This window comes from Yoonia sp. BS5-3, from assembly GCF_038069655.2.
Classification (GTDB): domain Bacteria; phylum Pseudomonadota; class Alphaproteobacteria; order Rhodobacterales; family Rhodobacteraceae; genus Yoonia; species Yoonia phaeophyticola.
This window is the reverse complement of the sequence record NZ_CP150951.2, coordinates 3,465,587-3,485,005: the sequence shown is the minus strand read 5'-3', so window position 1 is coordinate 3,485,005 and position 19,419 is coordinate 3,465,587. Positions and strand designations below refer to the sequence as shown.

20 protein-coding genes and 1 tRNA gene are annotated in these 19,419 nt (G+C 56.7%); 13 read left to right on the top strand and 8 right to left on the bottom strand.

Annotation, left to right across the window (positions count from 1 at the left end):
• The first annotated feature begins 18 nt into the window (after positions 1 to 18).
• From guaB to AABB29_RS17585, 3 genes are all read left to right on the top strand, one after another.
• Positions 19 to 1,467, top strand: a complete 1,449-nt coding sequence (gene guaB / locus AABB29_RS17595) for an IMP dehydrogenase (protein ID WP_341365677.1) — start codon at positions 19 to 21, stop codon at positions 1,465 to 1,467.
• A 110-nt stretch (positions 1,468 to 1,577) separates the two neighbouring features.
• Entirely contained in the window at positions 1,578 to 1,811 is a 234-nt protein-coding gene (locus AABB29_RS17590; RefSeq protein WP_341365678.1) for a hypothetical protein, read from the top strand.
• Positions 1,812 to 1,991: 180 nt separating this feature from the next.
• On the top strand, positions 1,992 to 2,633 hold the full coding sequence (locus AABB29_RS17585) for a PEBP family protein (protein ID WP_341365679.1): 642 nt from the start codon (positions 1,992 to 1,994) through the stop codon (positions 2,631 to 2,633).
• Between the two features lie 91 nt (positions 2,634 to 2,724).
• Here AABB29_RS17585 and AABB29_RS17580 read toward each other — a convergent pair.
• A tRNA-Asn gene (locus tag AABB29_RS17580) sits at positions 2,725 to 2,799 on the bottom strand.
• Between the two features lie 64 nt (positions 2,800 to 2,863).
• Positions 2,864 to 3,787 carry an MBL fold metallo-hydrolase gene (locus AABB29_RS17575; RefSeq protein WP_341365680.1) on the bottom strand — a complete coding sequence of 308 codons (924 nt, stop codon included), beginning with the start codon at positions 3,785 to 3,787 and terminating at the stop codon, positions 2,864 to 2,866.
• Positions 3,788 to 3,831: 44 nt separating this feature from the next.
• On the opposite strand from AABB29_RS17575, the gene AABB29_RS17570 reads away from it, so the two are divergent.
• From AABB29_RS17570 to AABB29_RS17550, 5 genes are all read left to right on the top strand, one after another.
• A complete protein-coding gene (locus tag AABB29_RS17570; RefSeq protein ID WP_341365681.1) occupies positions 3,832 to 5,151 on the top strand; it encodes an ATP-binding protein in 1,320 nt (439 codons plus the stop codon).
• A gap of 80 nt (positions 5,152 to 5,231) precedes the next feature.
• Positions 5,232 to 6,656, top strand: a complete 1,425-nt coding sequence (locus tag AABB29_RS17565; RefSeq protein WP_341365682.1) for a circularly permuted type 2 ATP-grasp protein — start codon at positions 5,232 to 5,234, stop codon at positions 6,654 to 6,656.
• A 1-nt stretch (position 6,657) separates the two neighbouring features.
• Entirely contained in the window at positions 6,658 to 7,599 is a 942-nt protein-coding gene (locus AABB29_RS17560; protein ID WP_341365683.1) for an alpha-E domain-containing protein, read from the top strand.
• Positions 7,600 to 8,397, top strand: a complete 798-nt coding sequence (locus tag AABB29_RS17555; RefSeq protein WP_341365684.1) for a transglutaminase family protein — start codon at positions 7,600 to 7,602, stop codon at positions 8,395 to 8,397.
• A gap of 34 nt (positions 8,398 to 8,431) precedes the next feature.
• Positions 8,432 to 9,163, top strand: a complete 732-nt coding sequence (locus tag AABB29_RS17550; RefSeq protein WP_341365685.1) for a peptidase — start codon at positions 8,432 to 8,434, stop codon at positions 9,161 to 9,163.
• On the opposite strand, the gene AABB29_RS17545 is transcribed toward AABB29_RS17550, so the two are convergent.
• From AABB29_RS17545 to AABB29_RS17520, 6 genes are all read right to left on the bottom strand, one after another.
• Positions 9,160 to 10,059, bottom strand: a complete 900-nt coding sequence (locus AABB29_RS17545; RefSeq protein WP_373636656.1) for an energy transducer TonB — start codon at positions 10,057 to 10,059, stop codon at positions 9,160 to 9,162. The genes AABB29_RS17550 and AABB29_RS17545 overlap by 4 nt on opposite strands.
• Before the next feature lie 2 nt (positions 10,060 to 10,061).
• A complete protein-coding gene (locus AABB29_RS17540) occupies positions 10,062 to 10,448 on the bottom strand; it encodes a biopolymer transporter ExbD (RefSeq protein WP_341365688.1) in 387 nt (128 codons plus the stop codon).
• Positions 10,445 to 10,825 carry a biopolymer transporter ExbD gene (locus AABB29_RS17535; protein WP_341365689.1) on the bottom strand — a complete coding sequence of 127 codons (381 nt, stop codon included), beginning with the start codon at positions 10,823 to 10,825 and terminating at the stop codon, positions 10,445 to 10,447. The genes AABB29_RS17540 and AABB29_RS17535 overlap by 4 nt, the downstream gene beginning before the upstream one ends.
• On the bottom strand, positions 10,815 to 11,480 hold the full coding sequence (locus AABB29_RS17530; RefSeq protein ID WP_341365690.1) for a MotA/TolQ/ExbB proton channel family protein: 666 nt from the start codon (positions 11,478 to 11,480) through the stop codon (positions 10,815 to 10,817). Before AABB29_RS17530 ends, AABB29_RS17535 begins: the two co-directional genes overlap by 11 nt.
• Positions 11,477 to 11,920, bottom strand: a complete 444-nt coding sequence (locus tag AABB29_RS17525; protein ID WP_341365691.1) for a hypothetical protein — start codon at positions 11,918 to 11,920, stop codon at positions 11,477 to 11,479. The genes AABB29_RS17530 and AABB29_RS17525 overlap by 4 nt, the downstream gene beginning before the upstream one ends.
• Positions 11,921 to 12,061: 141 nt before the next feature.
• Positions 12,062 to 14,110, bottom strand: a complete 2,049-nt coding sequence (locus AABB29_RS17520; RefSeq protein WP_341365692.1) for a TonB-dependent receptor domain-containing protein — start codon at positions 14,108 to 14,110, stop codon at positions 12,062 to 12,064.
• Between the two features lie 228 nt (positions 14,111 to 14,338).
• On the opposite strand from AABB29_RS17520, the gene AABB29_RS17515 reads away from it, so the two are divergent.
• The 5 genes from AABB29_RS17515 to AABB29_RS17495 all read left to right on the top strand — a co-directional run bounded on the left by AABB29_RS17515 (position 14,339) and on the right by AABB29_RS17495 (position 19,368).
• A complete protein-coding gene (locus tag AABB29_RS17515) occupies positions 14,339 to 15,388 on the top strand; it encodes a ChuX/HutX family heme-like substrate-binding protein (protein WP_341365693.1) in 1,050 nt (349 codons plus the stop codon).
• Between the two features lie 2 nt (positions 15,389 to 15,390).
• Entirely contained in the window at positions 15,391 to 16,239 is an 849-nt protein-coding gene (locus AABB29_RS17510) for a hemin ABC transporter substrate-binding protein (protein ID WP_373636655.1), read from the top strand.
• A gap of 3 nt (positions 16,240 to 16,242) precedes the next feature.
• The gene (locus AABB29_RS17505) at positions 16,243 to 17,325 is read left to right on the top strand and encodes an iron ABC transporter permease (RefSeq protein WP_341365694.1); all 1,083 of its coding nucleotides are present in this window, start codon (positions 16,243 to 16,245) and stop codon (positions 17,323 to 17,325) included.
• A gap of 4 nt (positions 17,326 to 17,329) precedes the next feature.
• Positions 17,330 to 18,133 carry a heme ABC transporter ATP-binding protein gene (locus tag AABB29_RS17500; protein ID WP_341365695.1) on the top strand — a complete coding sequence of 268 codons (804 nt, stop codon included), beginning with the start codon at positions 17,330 to 17,332 and terminating at the stop codon, positions 18,131 to 18,133.
• Positions 18,134 to 18,210: 77 nt separating this feature from the next.
• Positions 18,211 to 19,368 carry an RsmB/NOP family class I SAM-dependent RNA methyltransferase gene (locus AABB29_RS17495; RefSeq protein WP_341365696.1) on the top strand — a complete coding sequence of 386 codons (1,158 nt, stop codon included), beginning with the start codon at positions 18,211 to 18,213 and terminating at the stop codon, positions 19,366 to 19,368.
• Positions 19,369 to 19,419 lie beyond the last annotated feature (51 nt).

The window sequence follows — 19,419 nt, the reverse complement described above, 5'->3', positions numbered from 1 at the left end:
AGCATGGGGGACCCGATTATGCAGATTCGCGAGGCGCTTACCTTTGATGATGTTTTGCTGGTGCCGGGGGCATCAAGCGTGTTGCCCTCAACCGCGGATACCCGCACGCAGGTCACCAAAACCATCTCAATGAATATTCCGCTCCTGTCCAGCGCCATGGATACCGTGACCGAAGGCCGTATGGCCATTGCCATGGCCCAAGCGGGCGGCATCGGTGTCGTCCATAAAAACCTGGATATTGAGGCCCAGGCCAAGGAAATCCGCCGTGTGAAGCGTTTTGTCTCTGGCACGGTCTATAACCCCGTTACGCTGCGCCCTGATCAGACCCTGGCGGATGCCAAGCTGCTGATGGAGCGGTATCGCATCACCGGTTTCCCGGTCGTTGGCGAAGATGGCCGCGTTGTGGGGATTGTCACCAATCGCGATATGCGTTTTGCGCAGGATGATAAGACGCCTGTCAGTGTCATGATGACCTCGGACAATCTGGCGATCTTGACGGAGCCTGCCGATCTGGATGAAGCCCGGTCCCTGATGCAATCCCGCCGGATTGAAAAGCTGTTGATCACCGATGGTCAGGGCAAGCTGACCGGTCTTTTGACGCTCAAAGACAGTGAACAGGCCGTGCTGAACCCGATTGCCTGCAAAGATGATCTCGGCCGGTTGCGCGTTGCTGCGGCCTCGGGTGTTGGCGACGCTGGGTTTGAACGCTCGGAGGCGTTGGTGGATGCCGGTGTTGATATGATCGTTGTCGATACCGCCCATGGCCATTCCGAAGGGGTGGCCCAGGCTGTTGAGCGTGCCAAGAAACTGTCCAACGAGGTGCAGATCGTCGCCGGGAATATCGCAACGACAGAGGCCGCAAAGGCCTTGATTGGCGCAGGTGCAGATGCTGTGAAGGTGGGCATTGGTCCTGGGTCCATTTGCACCACCCGTATGGTGGCCGGTGTTGGTGTGCCGCAGCTAACGGCTATTATGGATTGCGCGTCCGGGGCCGGGGACGTGCCGGTAATTGCTGATGGCGGCATCAAGTTTTCCGGCGATTTCGCCAAGGCCATCGCCGCTGGGGCCTCTTGCGCCATGGTTGGGTCGATGATTGCCGGCACCGACGAAAGCCCTGGCGAGGTGATCCTGTATCAGGGCCGATCGTTTAAATCCTATCGCGGTATGGGGAGCCTTGGCGCCATGGCGCGCGGATCGGCTGATCGCTATTTCCAAAAAGATGCCGCCAGCGATAAACTGGTGCCCGAAGGGATTGAGGGCCAGGTGCCTTACAAGGGGTCGGCCAGTGCGGTGATCCACCAACTGGTTGGCGGTCTGCGCGCGGCGATGGGATATACCGGTTGCGCGACCATCGACGAGATGCGCAAAAACTGCAATTTCGTCAAAATTACCGGGGCTGGGCTGAAAGAAAGCCATGTGCATGATGTGCAGATTACCCGTGAGAGCCCGAATTATCGAGTTGGGTAAGGGCTTTGCGGGAAGCCGCCTGAAAACCTGTGAAATGCGGTCGCGGCTTATCGTAACCTGACCTTTGGCCTAAGCTTATTTCATAAGGGAGTTCAATTATGGTCTCAGGTATGACGAGGGCGCGTACAGCGCAGCCAAATGATGGTGTTTGCAAAGCCTGCTGGACCGTGCACGCGCCTTGTTTTGGGGATTTTTACTGCTCTCATTGTGATGGCGTCGTTTATGCCGATGCGTTGAACCGCAACCTAAGATCAATGTCATTTGCCGATTATGGCAAACTGATCTTGGGCGGTCTTCTTGTGGCGGCTGTCATCATTGGTGTTGCCTTTGTTTTCGATATTTGAAGACGCGCTTTCTGCAATGAATGTTTGCGGTAGGTTGATCTTGTGCCGCAGTGCCTGACGCATCTGCCGACCCTTGAGGTTCGGCGAAATCGCGCGATTGCTTTGCGCATCAAATAATACCGGCGAAAATTGTGCCCTGATCCGTTATACTTTGAGACATCAGAGTTTTGGAGTATCGCCATGAAAACACCCCTTCCTGCCATTGCTGTTTTGACCTGTCTGGCCAGTGCCGCTGGGGCTGAGACATTCTACGGGGATGTCTGGGCGGATAATTGGTTCGCGCTAAGCGTCAATGGCACCCAAGTTGCCGAGGATAGCGTGCCGATCACCACCGAGCGTTCTTTTAACGCCGAAAGCTTTGGCTTTGAGGTCGCGCGTCCCTTTGTGCTGGCCCTGACCGCCAAGGACTTTAAGGAAAATGATACCGGCCTTGAATATATTGGCAGTCGCCGCCAGCAGATGGGCGATGGCGGCGTGATCTTGCAATTGCGTGATGCCGCTGGCCAAAGCGTGGCTGTCACAGATGATGGCTGGCAATGTATCGTTATCCATGAGGCGCCGCTGGATAAATCCTGTGAAAGCGAAAGCAACCCTGTCGCAGGGCAAGGTGCATGCGGATTTGAAACTGCTGCCGAACCTGACGGTTGGGATACGTTGGGTTTTGATGCCTCTGACTGGCCTGCTGCAACGGTGCATTCTGCCAGTGCTGTTGATCCAAAAGGTGGTTATGATGAAATCACCTGGGACAGCGCCGCAGAGCTGATCTGGGGCCCTGATCTTGAAACCAATAACACCGTGCTGTGCCGGTTGGTTGTTGAATAGACCTGCACGCCGTGTCTTCTGCCGTGGTCACCACGGCAGGGGGCAAAACATCCTGTTTTACCATCGTAGCTATATCAAATCGGGTGATTTTTGGCTCCGGCGGTAGGGATCGAACCTACGACCAATTGATTAACAGTCAACTGCTCTACCGCTGAGCTACGCCGGAACACTCGGGCCGTATAGCAATGCGATTCAGTGCCGTCCAGTGGGTTTCGTACAGTTTTTTACATTCATGTTTGATCGGCGTTTCGCCCGGTGACCAATTCGAATTTTGCATCTAGCGCAAGCTGTGGTGTCGCCCTGATCCGGCCCCTTTCAGCCAAGTCTACCAGATGAGCAAAGACGTTCCGCGCCGCGGCTTTGTGCAGGGCAGGGGTTACATCTGCGTAAAGCTGTTGCGTGAGCGTTTCCACATCGCCTGGCCCCGGCTGTAACGCCGCCAATAGCTGCGCTTCGCGGCTGCGCCGATGTGCGATCAGCCAGTCAAGCCGCGCTTGGGGGTCAGTGATCGGGCCGCCATGCCCCGGGTAGTGGGTTTTTGCCGTAATTCCTTTGAGCCGTGCGCAGGATCGCATGAAATCCGTCAGATCACCGTCAGGCGGCGAGACAAGCGAGCTGGCCCAGCCCATCACGTGATCGCCGGTAAAGACCGCGTCTTTCCATTGGAAACACAAGTGATTGCCAATATGTCCCGGCGTGTGCAGCGCCTTGATCTGTCCCCAAGCTTCGGTCAGCACCTCATTGTCTTTAAGGCATTGATCTGGCTTGAAATCGCGGTCAATGCCTTCGCCGCCGCCTGTCAGCCCCGTCTGTGCCAGCCGTGTCATCACCGCGCTGCGTCCGGCGCTGCTGTTTCCGAAGGCCAGAACGGGTGCGTTCAGCGCTGCGCCAAGCGGCTTTGCCAACGGTGAATGATCAAGATGGCTATGTGTCAGCAGGATATGGGTGACGGGGCGCCCGTCAATGGCCGCCAGAATCGCGCGGCGATGGGCATCCAGATCCGGCCCAGGATCGATGATCGCCAGACTGTCGCGGCCCAAAAGATAAGTATTGGTTCCCCAATAGGTCATTGGTGAAGGGTTCGGCGCCAGCACACAACATAGATCCGGTGCCAGCATGGTTGCGTTGCCGGGCTGAAAAGCGGTCTTGGTCATCTTCTTGGCTTTCCGTTTTGTGTCATGGCTTGTAGCCTGCCGCCATGGTGTTTCGTTGGATCAAGAATTACATGCCCCGCGGGATTTATGCCCGCGCGGCGCTGATCCTGATTTTGCCGGTGATCATGCTCCAATTGCTGGTCTCGGTCGTATTCATTCAACGTCACTTTGAAGGCGTGACCGAGCTGATGACAAGTGCGGTCAATATCGAAATTCGTTTTTTGGTCGATACCGCGAATGGTGCCCCTGACGTTGAGGCCGCCCGCGCGGCCCTGTCACGCATTGATGCACCGCTGGAAATTCTCACGGAACTGCCCGCGACCGATATTGTGGCCGCTGATATCGTCCCCTGGGTCGATCTGACTGGTAATAGTGTGATCGCTGAGCTGCGCGCAGGCGTTGCCAATGTCATCCAGGTTTCGCTGGCTGATCGGCGCCGTGTCGTGATTTGGATTGAGACCGTGCATGGCCCGTTGAAGCTGGATTTCAGCCGGCGCCGGGTCTCTGCCTCTAATCCGCATCAGCTTTTGGTGATTATGGTGGTCATGGGCGCGTTGATGACCGCCATCGCCTATTTCTTTTTGCGCAACCAGCTGCGCCCGATCAAACGCATGGCGGCGGCGGCTGCTGACTATGGGAAGGGACGTATTACCCGCTTTACCCCCACAGGTGCGGTTGAGGTGCGGGCGGCGGGCATGGCTTTTCTTGATATGCGTAACCGGCTTGAGCGGCAGACCCAAAGCCGGACTTTGATGCTGTCGGGCGTCAGCCACGATTTGCGCACGCCGCTGACACGCCTGCGTTTGGGTCTTTCCATGCTGGATGAAGATGAGGTCGCCCCTTTGGTCCGTGATGTCGAGGATATGGAGAGGTTGCTGGACGGTTTTCTTGATTTCGCGCGCAGCGACGCGTCTGATGACCTTGAAGAAACCGTGCCCGCTGATCTCGTTCAGGCGGTGTTTGAGGATGCAAAGCGTATTGGGCAGGCCGTTGTTATTTCTGATCTGAAAGGATCGCGTGATCCTGTTCAATTGCGTCCGACTGCGATCCGCCGGGCGCTGGACAATCTGGTGAATAATGCGCTGCGCTATGGCAGCCGGGCCGAGATTGGTGTCAGCGTCACCGATCGTGCGATCCGTTTTTGGGTCGAAGATGACGGGCCGGGTATTCCCGCAGATCAGCGCGAGGATGCGATCAGCCCCTTTGTCCGGCTTGATCTCGCCCGGAACCAGAACCGGGGCAGTGGCGTCGGGTTGGGCTTGTCCATTGTTGCTGATGTCGCCCGGACCCATGGCGGTGTTCTGCGGCTGAGCGAAAGTTCAAAGCTGGGCGGCTTGATGGCAGAGATCGTTCTGGGGCGCTGAATTCTGCGGCGGTTTGGAAAGACCGGGTGCATTCCCGGTGCCGCTATTGCAGCCACCTTGAAAGCCTGTAGGTTAACGAAATGACCGAAAAGAAATGCCATTTTGACGAAATGCGGCTTACCGACGGTGTCCGCAGCCCTTATGCCGCATATGATACCTGGTTCGCGAACCAAGATAACGCGCGCTTATCCACCAAATCTGAAGAGGCCGAGGCCTTTTTCCGCCGCACAGGCATTACGTTTAATGTCTACGGCCAGGCGGACGCCGAAGAGCGGCTGATCCCGTTTGATCTGGTCCCGCGGATTTTGTCGGCTCGTGAATGGACCAAGCTTTCAAAGGGGATCGAGCAGCGCGTCCGTGCCATCAATGCGTTTCTCTATGATATCTATAACCGCCAGGAGATTCTGCGCGCCGGTGTCATTCCCAAGGAATTGATCGCACAAAATGATGCGTTCTTGCCGCAGATGATGGGCTTTGCCCCGCCGGGGAATGTCTACACCCATATCGTTGGCACCGATATCGTGCGCACCGGCGAGGATGAGTTTTACGTGCTTGAAGACAATGCACGCACACCCTCTGGCGTCAGCTATATGCTGGAAAATCGCGAGACCATGCTACAGATGTTCCCTGAGCTGTTTAGCCAGATCAAGGTGCAGCCCGTTAGCGATTATCCCAAAAGCCTGCGCCGATCCCTGGCTGCTTGTGCCCCTGCCTCTTGCGAGGGGCGCCCGTGTGTGGGGGTTTTGACCCCGGGGATATATAATTCGGCTTATTTTGAGCATAGTTTCCTGGCCGATCAGATGGGGGTCGAATTGGTCGAAGGCCATGATCTGCGCGTGCGCGATGGCCGTATCGCGATGCGTACGACCCGCGGTTATCGCAATATCGATGTGCTTTATCGGCGTGTGGATGATGAATTTCTTGACCCGCTGACCTTTAATCCGCAATCCATGCTTGGCGTTCCGGGGATCATGGATGTGTACCGCGCTGGCAATATCACTATTGCTAATGCGCCGGGTACGGGTGTTGCTGATGACAAGGCGATCTATAGCTATGTCCCTGACATTGTGCAGTTTTACACCGGCGAAAAGGCCATATTGAAGAATGTTGAGACCTATCGCTGCTCAGAGCCCGATATGCTGCGCTACGTTCTGGATAACCTTGCTGATCTGGTCGTCAAAGAGGTTCATGGATCGGGCGGCTATGGGATGCTTGTGGGCCCTGCGGCCAGTAAAAAGGAAATCGCAGCATTCACCGACAAGCTGAAGGCCAATCCGGGCAATTACATCGCGCAGCCGACCTTGTCATTGTCGACGGTGCCCATTTTCACTGAAAAAGGGCTGGCACCGCGTCATGTCGATTTACGCCCCTTTGCGCTGATGTCGCCTGACCGGATTGATATCACCCCTGGCGGATTGACCCGTGTGGCCCTGACAGAGGGTAGCCTTGTGGTGAATTCAAGCCAAGGCGGCGGCACCAAAGACACCTGGATATTGGAAGACTAAGATGCTGGGAAAAACTGCAGGGGGTCTTTACTGGATGTTCCGGTCGCTTGAGCGGGCCGAGAACACCGCGCGTCTGCTTGAGGCAGGGTTTCGGATCGCGTTGACCCGGTCCTCTGATGCCGAATCTGAATGGAAATCGATCATCGTCACCTCGGCGGCGCAGATGGCCTATGAGGCGCGCTATGATGGATATGACGGTGCGCGGGTTGTGAATTTTCTGCTGCGCGATACGGAAAATCCCAGCTCGGTCCTGTCAGTCATCAAATCGGCGCGCGACAATGCAAGGCTGGTGCGCACCGCCCTGACAACCGAGGTCTGGTCAGCGGTCAATGAGACCTGGATGACATTGACCGCCCTTCTGAAAGAGCCGGTCACCCAGACTGAACTGCCCGCGATTTTGGCGAGCATTCGTCAACAATCGGCTTTGGTGCGCGGCGCGCTGCATGGGACAATGCTGCGCAATGACATGTTTGATTTCTGCCGCTTGGGCACGTTCATTGAGCGGATCGACAGCACCGCGCGGATCATTGACGTCAAATATTACTCTTTGCTGCCCGCCGCATCTTTTGTGGGCAGCCGGATGGATAATGTACAATGGGAAACGATCCTGCGCTCGGTGTCGGCACATCGTTCGTTTCGCTGGGCCGTGGACGATGACTATACCGCCGCTGCCATCGCCAGTTTCCTGATCCTTGATGGGCGCATGCCCCGATCGCTCAGCTTTGGGATGTCTAAAATCGTCGATAACCTTGGTTATCTGGCCGCTGATTACGGGACGCGCATGCCTTGTCACGATATGGCAGAGAAGCTGCTTGTGCGGCTGAAAGACCGCGATATCAATGCCATCTTCGAAGAAGGCCTGCATGAGTTCATCGGCAGCGTGATCGAAGATAACGCCAATTTGGGACAGCAGATTGAACAGGACTACAGGTTTAATAGCTAAATGAAGCTTCAGATCCGCCATAGCACGACTTATGATTTTGAGGTGCCTGTCACCTATGCGCTGCAAAAGGTCCGCTTGCGTCCGCAGCCGACCCATTTACAGGATGTGATTGACTGGACCCTTGATGTGCAAGGGGGGCGGGTTGAGACTAATTATGTGGATCACTATGGCAATGATGTTGCCTTGGTCAGCATCGATCCTGGGGCCCAATCCGTGGTGTTGACGGCCTCTGGCACGGTGCAAACCCACGAATCCGCTGGTATTTTCGGCAAGCGATATGGGGTTGCCCCGCTGTGGCATTTCAAACAGGCAACAGAGGCGACAGAAGCGGGCCCCTTGGTCGTCAAGCTTGCCGCGCCGCTGCATGATGAGGCCGACACGCTAGCTGCGCTGCATCACGTCTCTGCCGCTATTTTGGCCGCAACCCCTTACGAGATTGGCGCTACCGAGGCGGGCATCACGGCAGAGCAGGCCTTGGAAACCGGGGCAGGGGTTTGCCAGGATCATGCGCAGATATTCATTGCCGTTTGCCGCGCCGCCGGTCTGCCTGCGCGCTATGTCAGCGGTTATTTGATGATCAATGGCCAGATCGATCAGGATGCCACACATGCCTGGGCAGAGGCCCATGTGCCCGATCTGGGCTGGGTTGGCTTTGATGTCTCAAATGGTGTTTGCCCGGATGAAAAATATGTCCGTGTTGCCATTGGCCGGGATGCGCGCGATGCAGCCCCCGTTGCCGGGCTGCGGATCGGCCCCGGTGATGAAGCAATGATTGTATCTGTGCAGGTTCAGCAGTAAGCAAAGTGAAGACCACTGCTCAGGTAAGACAAAGATGACATATTGCGTTGGATTGCGGCTCGATCATGGGTTGGTATTCATGTCGGACACCCGCACGAATGCGGGGGTGGACAACTTCGCGACAAGCCGCAAAATGTTTACCTGGAGCGTGCCCGGCGAGCGGATGATTACCGTGATGACCGCAGGCAATCTGGCGACCACGCAATCGATGATCAGCTTGCTTGAAGAACGTTCAAAGGCCGCAGAAGAACGTGATCCCAGCATCCTGCGCCAGGAAACCATGTTTCAGGTGGCCCGCCTTGTTGGCGCCACTTTGAAAGAGGTGATCGCCGATAGCAGCGGTAACGGACAAGATGCTGCTGATCAGTTTGGTGCATCGGTCATTGTAGGCGGACAGATCAAGGGCGGCCAACCGACCATCTTTTTGATCTATCCCCAAGGCAACTTTATCGAAGTGACGGACGACACCCCGTTCTTTCAGATTGGCGAGACGAAATACGGCAAGCCGATTTTGGTCCGTGCCTATGATCAGACCATGGGTTTTGAGGAAACCGTCAAGCTGCTGCTGGTGTCATTTGATTCCACCGTCAAATCAAACCTATCAGTCGCGCCGCCTTTTGATTTGCAGGTCTATCCGGCCGATAGTTTTGATGCCAGCCGCACCAAGCGCATCGAAGAAAACGATCCCATTTACCAAACCATTTCAGATGGCTGGGGTGATGCGTTGAAAACCGCGTTTCAGCAGCTGCCGTCATATCCGCTTTAGCGCCCCTCGAACTCGACCTGGAAACGGGTTTGCGCCCCTGGCGGTGGTGGCGGGAATGGGGCCGCACGTTGGATATGGTTCATGCCAGCCTGATCAATGCGTGCATTTCCTGATGATCGCGCAACACTGACAGATGCCAATGTGCCTGACGGACTGATCGAGAAGGCAATGATTGCTGTCCCCCGCGCATTGAGTCGCTCGATCCGGGTGCTGTTGATTTGCCGCAGGACTTGCCCTTGATAATTCGCGGCAGCCCGCGCCGTTGCCGCATTCGTTGCGTCGTTATTTGCGCCATTTGAGGCGGCTGTCGCCTGCCCGTTTTGCTGCCCCTCAGTTGAACCGCGCGTTGCGTTCTGGTCTGCATTGCCAGATGAAGAGGCGGTTTGCTGGCGTGGCGGCTGGGGTGCAGGTTCAGGTGGTTCCTGGCCCAAATCCGCCGGGCGGCGTTGTGGCCGGATCGTATCTGCATCGGGGGTTTGCACGACGGGGACGTTGACGGCCGTAACCGTTTCAAGCGGACTTGTCTCCGCCGCCTCTGCCGGGGCAGGGGGGGCGGTTGGTGTCACAGGCGCAGTTGCTGCAACAGGCGGTGTCGGCGATATAGCGAGCGTTCCTGTGGCCGTCGGCGTGATGTCAGGAACAACTGTTTCTGCCGTCTGCGGCGGTGTTTCGGCCTGCGTCGCCGCCTCTGTGAAAGGGCTGGCTGCGGCGGTGACTGGCGGGCTGGATGGGGCGCCCATTGCCATATCGGCAAAGCTATCGCCCAAAAGGGCCACGCCTGGCGGTGCGCCATCAATCACCACAAGTGGTTTGGGCGGGGCCGATGCCAAAATGCCGCTGGCATGTAATGCAAGCGAGGCCATAAAGGCGCCGCCAAGACCAAGGGGTACCCGCATGCTCATTGCATCCCTCGCTGTGTGATCAGACGAACATCTGCAATACCGCCTTCGCGCAGTGTCGCGGTGATCTCAAGAAGCATCTGCGCAGGTAAGTCCCGATCTGGCACCAGTCGCATCAAATCGGGGTCGGTCCTTTCGGCTGTGATCAGGTCTTCGGGCGTGATCGGCTCGCCCCGCAACACCAGGGTTCCATCCGGTAGCACAACGGCGGTGTCAGGTGGCGGGCTGCCTTCCAGATCTGCGGTGTCGACCAGGCTGACCCGCTCATCCAGCGGCGGTGCCACGGTGCCTGCAATCAGGAAGAATACCAGCATCAAAAAAACGATATTGATCAACGCAATCGTTGGTTCGCCTTTTTTGCGCGGTTTTCGTGTGCGTAAGGTCATTCGAGCACCTTAATGGCCAGATCGGGCCGCGGCTGGACCTGAACTAAAAGATCAACAAGCTGCTGGGACGTGACATCTTCGGTTAATGTGACGATCAGCAGATTTGGGGCCTGTGGAAGCGCATCAACCGCAGCAAGCAGCCCATCCGGTGCCGTGTCGATGCCGTTCACGCTAAGCCCTTCGGATGTCAGCCGAACCAATGCAGGCGGGCTATCTGGGGTGGTCGCATTCAGCCCCGCCGCCCCGCTTGAGAGCGGGATTTCGGCAAAACGCGTGAAGGTTGATGTCAGCATGAAAAACAGCAGCAGCAAAAAGATGACATCAATAAGCGATGTCATCGAAAGTGCATTACGCGCTTTGCGCGGTTTAGACAGCATGTGCGATCGGGCGACTTTGTGCGGTTTCACCGCCCAATGGGCAGAAAGCCCGTTCCAGCGCCATCACGGCCAAGCTGCGTTCCCGGTCGACCCGGCTTTCCAGCCATGTCAGCATGATCTGTGTCGGCATCGCCACGGCAAGCCCAACGGCTGTGGTCAAAAGTGCCACCCAAATGCCGCCCGCCAAAAGGGACGGATCAACAGCGGTGCCAGCGGCCTGCAAGGCCCGGAACGCATCGATCATCCCCAGCACGGTCCCGAAGAGGCCCAGCAATGGCGCGATCTGCGCGATGCTGTCCAGCACCCGAAAGCCGCGTTCGAGCCGGTCAAACTCGGCCGAAAGCTCGGCCTCGACCCGGTCATGGGCGTTTGCGTTTGACCCGATTTGGTCAAGCGCCGCCGAAATGATATGTGCACGCCCGTTCTTTGAGGCCCGTAACGCGGCCTTTGCGCCTGCAAGATCGCGATTGTCCCAGGCATCAAGCCCTTGGGTGAATTTCGCACGCCGTCCGACACCGTTGGCCGCGAACTGGACCAGTTTAAAGATGATCATGCCGACCGAGACGACCGACAAGGCCAACAGGACCAGAACGACCGGCCCGCCAATGTCCAAAATGGCTGAGAGGCGCTCGGAAAGGGTGGCAAAGATATTCATCCCAAAACCTCAACATCGGTGCGGCTGGTCACCTTTAGATCTGTGCCACATGCCTCGGGGCTGAGCTGCGCAGCGGTGCAGGTTTGCACCCCGTTAAACAGCACGCGGCCCAGATTGGAACAGGACAGGCCGCCGAGGTCGAATTGGCGGACGCGCGGGGTGCCTTGGGGGAGCGTCTGAAAATCAAAAAGCGTCAATCGTTCGACCACGCCATCGGTGGTGAACAGAACAGTCTCAAAGACGGCGCTTTGCACATCGGCGGAGAGTTTGTTTTCAACCATAAAAACGAGGCGGCAGGCGTTATCACCTTCGACGGTGCTGTTCAGCTCAATCGAGATACCCGGCGCGGCGGTTTCTGCTTGGGCATGTGCTGGTCCAATCAGAGCCATAGCGGCAAGTGCAAGACTGCCAAAGGCCCGTGCTGTTGTCTGGCGTTTCATCAACTTCTCCTGTGTCATTATGAAGGGGCCACGCGATTGCGGCCCCTTCCTATTTGCGAATATCTGTACCGTGAACGCCGTGAGGGATACAACGACAACGGCCAAACCAGTCTTCCTTGGGATGAAGACCGCCGCATGTTTTTAAAACTCGAATGTTTTGGTTAGGCTGACATTGTAAGAGCGACCTTCCCCGGCATCGCCAGCGAGTGAATTAGTATATTGCTTGTCCAAGACATTACTGACCCGGAAGTTGGCTTGCACGCCTTGCAACGCGCCTTGCTGAGGCTTCCAGCCGACGAAGAGGTCATGCACTTCGTAACTGTCATATTCATCGGTTCCATAGGCGATATCGTCGACAAAATTGCCTTGCCATCCGTATTCTACGTCAAGTGCTACGATCCGTTTGCCGACTGTCAGGTTCAAAGTACGGGCTGGAATCGAATCTAAAGTTTCGCCTGTTGCGTCATCGGTTCCACGTACATCAGAGTATGCAGAACGAACAAAGACAGCTTCAGATTCGTATGCCGCCTCAAGCTCAATGCCGTGGATCGTTGCGGCATCAACATTCGCATAGTAGGGCGTGCCAGCGGTATCTTCACGAGCGATGAGGTCATCGATTTCGGAGTAGAACAGTGTCGCCTTTACCTGGAATGCATCATTGTCTGACAACACGCTTTGTCGAGAAAACGATGCCCCAAGCTCAACGCTATTTGCCGTTTCCATTTCCAGATCTGGGCTGTTTGGTTCATCCGCATCCGTTGAAAAAAATTCGTCGATCGTCGGGACCCGTTGCGTTCTCGCCAATGAACCGAAGATGTTGACTGTTTCTGAAATGTCGTAAAGCGCTGCGATTTTCGGTGATATCGCGACCTCGGACACGTCATCCAATCCGCTATCTTCATTTGCTGTCAGCTCGGCAAAATCGGCCCGAATGCCAGGGACAATTGTGAGGCGTTCGTTCCAAATCATCTCGGCTTGTGCGTAAAGGCCGACCCGATCATCGGTACCCTCTGGATGGAACCCCAAGTCGCCTATTTCTGTTGTGGCAAGACGTTCCTGATGTGAGAGCTGTACACCGGTTGTTAGGTAAGTCTGCCAGATTCCCGCGCCGAACGTCGCGGTGTTTTCAACCTTTAGGCTGGTAGTTTCATACGCATATTCGGAATCGCAGAATAAGGGCGAGCCAAAGCAACCGAATGACGAATCGTACTGTTCATTTTGCGTGTTGGAGTAGGCGAGGACCACATCAAAGTCGAAAAGTGGATTGCCAGAGACAGGGTTTTGGTATCGCAGCGCGATTGTGTCATCCACGATATGCCGATCAACAGTGCCGAAGCCAAGTGTGCCGGTTTGTGAATATTCAGTGTCTTGAAGTTCGCTGTCCCAGCGCGTGTAGGAAAACGTCAATACTTGGTCGAGGCTGTCGCCAAAATAGAGGTTTGATTTGACCAATCCGGATGCCGAGTCAAATGCTGAACCGCCAATTTCAGAACCATCACCGGTCGTATAGTCGTCGGCCTCGCGATATTGCAGTGCAACCAGCGTATCAAAATTTTCCGATGGGCGCGTTGCATAGATGAGCGATCCCAGGAACTCTTCGCTGTTGCTGGAGTAGGATAGACGCGTGCGCAGGGCATTTATCCCATCCGTCAGAAAATCGCTCGCATCCTTGGTTTCAAAGTTGATGACCCCGCCCAACGCGCCAGAGCCATAAAGCGTTGAAGACGCCGGGCCGCGAAGGATTTCGACTTGCTTGTAGAGTTCAGGATCCGAGAAGAATGAACCGAGGCGGTATTGTTCGTAGAACTTTGTTGCGCCGTCGACGGTGATGATGATCCGGGATTCGTCTGATGCAGCCAGAGAACCAATACCACGAATATTGAAAGATTCGCCTGCAACCCGGCCAGAACCGATAGACTGAACGCCCGGGACCGTTTCGAACAGTTCGCCCACAGTTGTTGCTTGTGCCCGGTCGATATCTTCCTGGTTCAACACGGTCACAGCTTGTGGCGTGTCGATAGCGACTGTTTCAGAGCCGCCGGTCCCGAAAACGATGCGTCCCAGCAATGTGATTGGATTAAGCGTTGGGTCTTCATTGGATTGCGCCAAAGCACCGCCAGAAGACAGCAGAAGTGCAGAGGTAAGGATGGTCGCGCTTTTCAGCGCAGACCGGGTACAAGAGTTGGCCATGCTTTGCCCTTTGATCGTTTGTTTTCAAGGTAAAAGCTGGCTTGGGCTGGCTTATTTTGAGTGGTGGATATGCAATGCTGCATTCTTGATTGCAGTCCGTATTAATTCTTATTAAAATGGTCAAGTAATTATTGCGCCGATCTGTTTTCCGCGCATCCATGTCCCAGCTATGCGTGCTTCGATGCCCGCCCGCCAGGTTTTCACACAGACAGCCAAGGGACATCATACATGGCCATCGACGCCGCGCTTTCACCCGACGAAATTCGCCAACATATCGCAGATAACCCCAAAAAGCGCGCCCGCGATCTTGCTGATCAGCTTGGTGTCGGCGAAGCGGCGCTTGTTGCTGCCCAAGGGGCGACGCGTATTCATGCCTCGCCGGATGCAATCATGCCGGGTCTAAAGCCCGTGGGCGAGGTGATGGCCCTGACCCGTAACATCAGCGCGGTCCATGAAAAGACCGGCATTTATGACAATTATCATTCTGGCGATCACGCCTCGATGATTCTGACCGAAGAGATCGATTTGCGCATCTTCAGCCGTCATTGGGTGCATGGTTTTGCGGTGACGACCGAAACAGAGCGCGGCCCGCGCCATTCTTTGCAGGTCTTTGATGCGGCTGGTGACGCTATTCACAAAATCTATGCCCGCGAAGGCACCGACATGGACGCATGGCGCCATCTGGTTTCCGAGCTGACAACGGGCGAGGTGGCTGATCATGTCGCGCTTGAGCCGCGCGTCCCAGCGGAGACCCCGAAGGCAGACCCCGAAAAGGCGGATGTCCTGCGCAAGGAATGGGCTGCGATGACCGATACCCATCAGTTCATGCGTTTGACGTCTAAGCTGCGGATGAACCGCTTGGGCGCTTACCGGATTGCGGGCGCGCCTTTTGCAACGGCCCTTGCGCCGTGTGCCTTGAATGATGCGCTTGAGGCGCTGGCCGCCCAAGACACCCAGGTGATGCTGTTTGTTGGCAATAAAGGGTGCATTCAAATCCACAGTGGCCCGGTCAACACGCTGCGCCCTATGGGCCCTTGGCAGAATATCATGGATCCGGGTTTTAACCTGCATCTGCGCAATGACCACGTGGCCGAGGTTTGGGCGATTGAAAAGCCGACGAAGCGCGGGCCCGCCATATCTATCGAAGCTTTCGACAAGGATGGTGCGCTGATCCTGCAGATGTTCGGCCGTCGCAAGGAAAGCGACAAGATCGACTACACTGGGGCCTACAAGGCGATCATCGATGGTCTGCCAACGCTTGAAACGGAAGAGGCGTGAAAATGAAAACGACACTTTCCAGAACCCTTTTGGGTGTTGTCACCGCTTGCGCAATGAGCGCGACCGCGGGCTTTGCGCAGGAGGGTGACCGCGTCTTGTCCATTGGCGGGTCGGTCACCGAAATCGTCTACGCGTTGGGTCTGCAAGATCGGCTTGTTGCCCGCGATACGACCTCTAGCTTTCCGGCATCGGTCGAAGAATTGCCGGATGTCGGTTATATGCGTGCACTGTCACCTGAGGGCATCCTGTCTGTCGAACCTGATCTGATTATCGCCGAAGAGGGCAGCGGCCCGGCCGAGACCATTGCCGTGATGGAGCAGGCGAATATTCCGTTCATCACGATCCCTGATGGGTTCGACCGCGCGGCCGTCGGCGTAAAAATTCGCGCTGTGGCCGATGCTTTGGGCGTCTCTGAGGATGGCGAGGCTTTAGCAAACCGTATCGACGAAGAGCTGGCTAGCGCCGAGGTCAGCGTCGATGACCCGTTGCGTGTCTTGTTTATCTTATCGATGCAAGGCGGACGGGTGCTTGCCTCTGGGACCAATACGGCTGCCGATGGCATTATCGCCATGGCGGGCGGTGTCAATGCTGTGACCGCGTTCGAGGGTTACAAGCCGCTGACCGACGAGGCTGTCACGGCTGCCGCCCCGGATGTTATCTTGATGATGGACCGGGAAGGTGATCATGCCAGCGCGGATCGTGATCTTTGGGGGAACCCGGCGATCTCAACCACGCCTGCGGCCGAAAGCCAAAGCGTTGTCCGGATCGACGGCCTTCTTTTGCTGGGCTTCGGACCCCGTACGCCGCATGCTGTGACCGCGCTGCATAGCGCCCTTTACGGGGCCGAGTGACCGATGGCGATGGTCAGCGCTGTCATATCGGCCAAACCTGCCGTCCGCTCTGGTGACCGCCGTATCAGGGCCCGTCAGACAATTGCCGGGCTTGCGGCTCTGTTGACCTTTGTCTTTATCGCCAGCCTGACGGTGGGTGCATCAGGGACGTCGTTGTTTGAGGCCTTGATGCACTGGGCTGCGGGCGAAGAGATTGGACTGCGCGAGCGTGTCATCCTTTTTGACATCCGGCTTCCCCGCGCCGTCATGGGGGTTGCCGTTGGTGCGGCCTTGGCCGTTTCGGGCGCTGTGATGCAGGGGCTGTTTCGCAACCCGCTTGCTGATCCTGGACTTGTTGGCGTTGGCACCGGTGCGGGGCTGGGCGCCATTTTGGCCATCGTTCTTGGCGGTTTTCTACCACCGGCGATCGCGGCCATTACTGGCACCTTTACGGTCCCGCTGGCGGCCTTTTTGGGCGGCTGGGTTACCACATTGCTGCTGTACCGGGTTGCCACACGCAACGGGCGCACATCGGTTGCCGTCATGTTGCTGGCAGGGATCGCTTTGGGTGCCTTGGCGGGCGCGATTTCTGGCGTGCTGGTCTACATGGCTGATGATCAACAATTACGGGATCTGACGTTTTGGGGCCTTGGGTCTTTGGCCGGGGCGACCTGGACCAAGGTTCTTGTCGCAATGCCGCTGATCTTGCTGGCTTTGGCCGTTGCGCCGTTTCTGGCACGCGGATTGAACGGTTTGACATTGGGCGAGGCTGCGGCTGGGCATTTGGGCATACCGGTGCAGCGCATGAAGAATATCGCTATTCTTACGGTTGCTGGTGCGACCGGTGCAGCGGTGGCCGTCTCTGGCGGGATCGGTTTTATCGGACTTGTGGTGCCACATATCCTGCGATTGGCGATTGGACCCGATCACCGGTATCTGTTGCCTGCTGCGGCCTTGCTTGGGGCCAGCCTTCTTTTGGGCGCAGATATGATTTCGCGGACCATTATTGCCCCGGCTGAGCTGCCGATTGGGATCGTGACCGCCACGATAGGCGGGCCGTTTTTCCTTTATATCCTGCTGCGCAATCGCGGCATTCTGGACATGTAATCTGATGTTATCAGCCACAGATATTTGCGTGCATCTTGGCAGGCGCCAAATTCTGCATGATGTAAAATTCAGCGCAGCGCCGGGAAACCTGACGGCGATTGTCGGGCCTAACGGGTCTGGCAAAACAACCCTACTGAAGGCTCTGACCGGTGAGCTGGGCTATACTGGCGTGGTTCTGCTCGAAGGTGAGGATCAGGCCCATGTCCCCGGCACCCAGCTTGCGACCCGGCGCGGGGTGTTGCCGCAATCGGTGCGTCTGGCGTTTCCTTTCACCGTGCTTGAAGTCGTTCGTTTAGGTCTGTTGGCGGGGATCGATGCGGCGGATGACACTTTGCCCGAAAAGGCTTTGGCCCATGTTGGATTGTCCGGTTTTGCCGGGCGACATTATCATGAACTTTCTGGCGGAGAACAGCAGCGTTGCCAATTGGCCCGCGTGTTGGTCCAGGTATGGGAGCCGTTGCGAAATGGGGCCCCTTCATATTTGTTTCTTGATGAGCCTGTATCTGCACTGGATATTGGCCACCAGCTAGAGGTGATGCAAATCGCCCGTGCTTACGCAGATGCGGGGGGCTGTGTTATTGCCGTGATGCATGATCTGAACCTGACCGCGATGTTTGCCGATAGCGTGGCTTTGATGAAAGAAGGGCGACTGGTTCTGCAAGCCGCCCCAGACGTTGTGATGACTGATCAGATATTGTCAGATGCCTATAGTTGCGGCTTGCGCGTCAATCTTGCGCCGTCCCACGGCAGGATCCCGTTTCTTCTGCCACAGGTCGCCGGTATCACTGGCGCAACGACCCAGGCGTAATCAGAAACCGCTTTTGGGGTCCCGACTTCGCTGTTAGAGACTGGCGGCAGTTTGTGCCAGCAAAAGGGGCGTGCACCATGACACCAGCGGCAAGAATTGGCGCGGCGATCGATGTGATTGATCGCATCCAGGATGGTGAATTGGCCGACCGTTCTTTGGCCCATTGGGGCCGCAAGAACCGATATGCAGGTTCCAAAGACCGTGCCGCGATTGCTGATATCGTCTATGCCGTCCTGCGGAAGAAACAAAGCCTGGCGGTTTTGGGGGCGGGCAAGACAGGTCGGGCGCTTTTGATCGGTTATTTGCGCGATATCGGGCAAGATCCTGATGCGGTCTTCGGCGCGGATCGCTATGCGCCTGCGGCGCTGACTGAGGCCGAACGCGCCGCACCTGAACCGGGCCCTGAAAACGCGGATTTTCCCGAGTGGCTATGGCCTGATTTGGTGCGCTCTCAGGGTGATCAGGCCTTGCCGATTGCCCGCGCAATGCGCGAACGTGCACCCATTTATGTCCGGGCTAATTTGATGAAGGCCAGCCGCGAAGAGGCGATTGCAGCACTTGCCGCAGAGGGCGTGATCGGGACCGCCCATGCATTGTCGCCCTCTGCTGTACACATTTCGGAAGGCGCCCGGAAAATCAGGAACGCGCAGCCCTATCTAAACGGCATGATCGAGTTGCAGGATGCCGCATCGCAGGCGGTTGCGGATTTGGTTCCGTTGACGCTGGGCGAACGGTTTCTTGACTTCTGCGCGGGCGGCGGGGGCAAGGTTTTGGCCGTAGCGGGCCGTATTGCCGGTGAATTCTATGCGCATGACGCCGATCTGCGGCGGATGAACGACTTGCCAGCGCGGGCCGCACGCGCCGGAACGCAGGTCAATCTGGTTCCACCTGAAGATCTTGATGCATTGCCTGCGTGTCATACGGTTTTGGTCGATGCGCCCTGTTCGGGCAGCGGGTCATGGCGCCGCGATCCGCATGGCAAATGGCTGCTGACGCGGGACCGGTTGGATCAGCTTGTGGAAATGCAACAAAATATTCTCAGCCGCGCTTCTGGTTTGGTTCGGCCTGGCGGGCATCTTGTCTATGCGACCTGTTCCTTGCTGGATGTGGAAAATGATCAGCAATCCGCGGCGTTTTTGGCGCGTCATCCGGATTTTTCGCAAGTGGGGGCGCATCACTTTACACCGCTTTCAGGGGGCGATGGATTTTTTTGCGCGGTCTTCGCAAAGGATTGATCCCGTTGAGCGAAACCGGGCTTCGCTACCACTGCATGATGTCCGGCCCGG

Bases quoted from the DNA above. Each gene is read 5' to 3' on its own strand.
- guaB (WP_341365677.1), top strand. From the start codon at position 19: ATGCAGATTCGCGAGGCGCTTACCTTTGATGATGTTTTGCTGGTGCCG.
- AABB29_RS17590 (WP_341365678.1), top strand. From the start codon at position 1,578: ATGACGAGGGCGCGTACAGCGCAGCCAAATGATGGTGTTTGCAAAGCC.
- AABB29_RS17585 (WP_341365679.1), top strand. From the start codon at position 1,992: ATGAAAACACCCCTTCCTGCCATTGCTGTTTTGACCTGTCTGGCCAGT.
- AABB29_RS17575 (WP_341365680.1), bottom strand. From the start codon at position 3,787: ATGACCAAGACCGCTTTTCAGCCCGGCAACGCAACCATGCTGGCACCG.
- AABB29_RS17570 (WP_341365681.1), top strand. From the start codon at position 3,832: ATGGTGTTTCGTTGGATCAAGAATTACATGCCCCGCGGGATTTATGCC.
- AABB29_RS17565 (WP_341365682.1), top strand. From the start codon at position 5,232: ATGACCGAAAAGAAATGCCATTTTGACGAAATGCGGCTTACCGACGGT.
- AABB29_RS17560 (WP_341365683.1), top strand. From the start codon at position 6,658: ATGCTGGGAAAAACTGCAGGGGGTCTTTACTGGATGTTCCGGTCGCTT.
- AABB29_RS17555 (WP_341365684.1), top strand. From the start codon at position 7,600: ATGAAGCTTCAGATCCGCCATAGCACGACTTATGATTTTGAGGTGCCT.
- AABB29_RS17550 (WP_341365685.1), top strand. From the start codon at position 8,432: ATGACATATTGCGTTGGATTGCGGCTCGATCATGGGTTGGTATTCATG.
- AABB29_RS17545 (WP_373636656.1), bottom strand. From the start codon at position 10,059: ATGCGGGTACCCCTTGGTCTTGGCGGCGCCTTTATGGCCTCGCTTGCA.
- AABB29_RS17540 (WP_341365688.1), bottom strand. From the start codon at position 10,448: ATGACCTTACGCACACGAAAACCGCGCAAAAAAGGCGAACCAACGATT.
- AABB29_RS17535 (WP_341365689.1), bottom strand. From the start codon at position 10,825: ATGCTGTCTAAACCGCGCAAAGCGCGTAATGCACTTTCGATGACATCG.
- AABB29_RS17530 (WP_341365690.1), bottom strand. From the start codon at position 11,480: ATGAATATCTTTGCCACCCTTTCCGAGCGCCTCTCAGCCATTTTGGAC.
- AABB29_RS17525 (WP_341365691.1), bottom strand. From the start codon at position 11,920: ATGAAACGCCAGACAACAGCACGGGCCTTTGGCAGTCTTGCACTTGCC.
- AABB29_RS17520 (WP_341365692.1), bottom strand. From the start codon at position 14,110: ATGGCCAACTCTTGTACCCGGTCTGCGCTGAAAAGCGCGACCATCCTT.
- AABB29_RS17515 (WP_341365693.1), top strand. From the start codon at position 14,339: ATGGCCATCGACGCCGCGCTTTCACCCGACGAAATTCGCCAACATATC.
- AABB29_RS17510 (WP_373636655.1), top strand. From the start codon at position 15,391: ATGAAAACGACACTTTCCAGAACCCTTTTGGGTGTTGTCACCGCTTGC.
- AABB29_RS17505 (WP_341365694.1), top strand. From the start codon at position 16,243: ATGGCGATGGTCAGCGCTGTCATATCGGCCAAACCTGCCGTCCGCTCT.
- AABB29_RS17500 (WP_341365695.1), top strand. From the start codon at position 17,330: ATGTTATCAGCCACAGATATTTGCGTGCATCTTGGCAGGCGCCAAATT.
- AABB29_RS17495 (WP_341365696.1), top strand. From the start codon at position 18,211: ATGACACCAGCGGCAAGAATTGGCGCGGCGATCGATGTGATTGATCGC.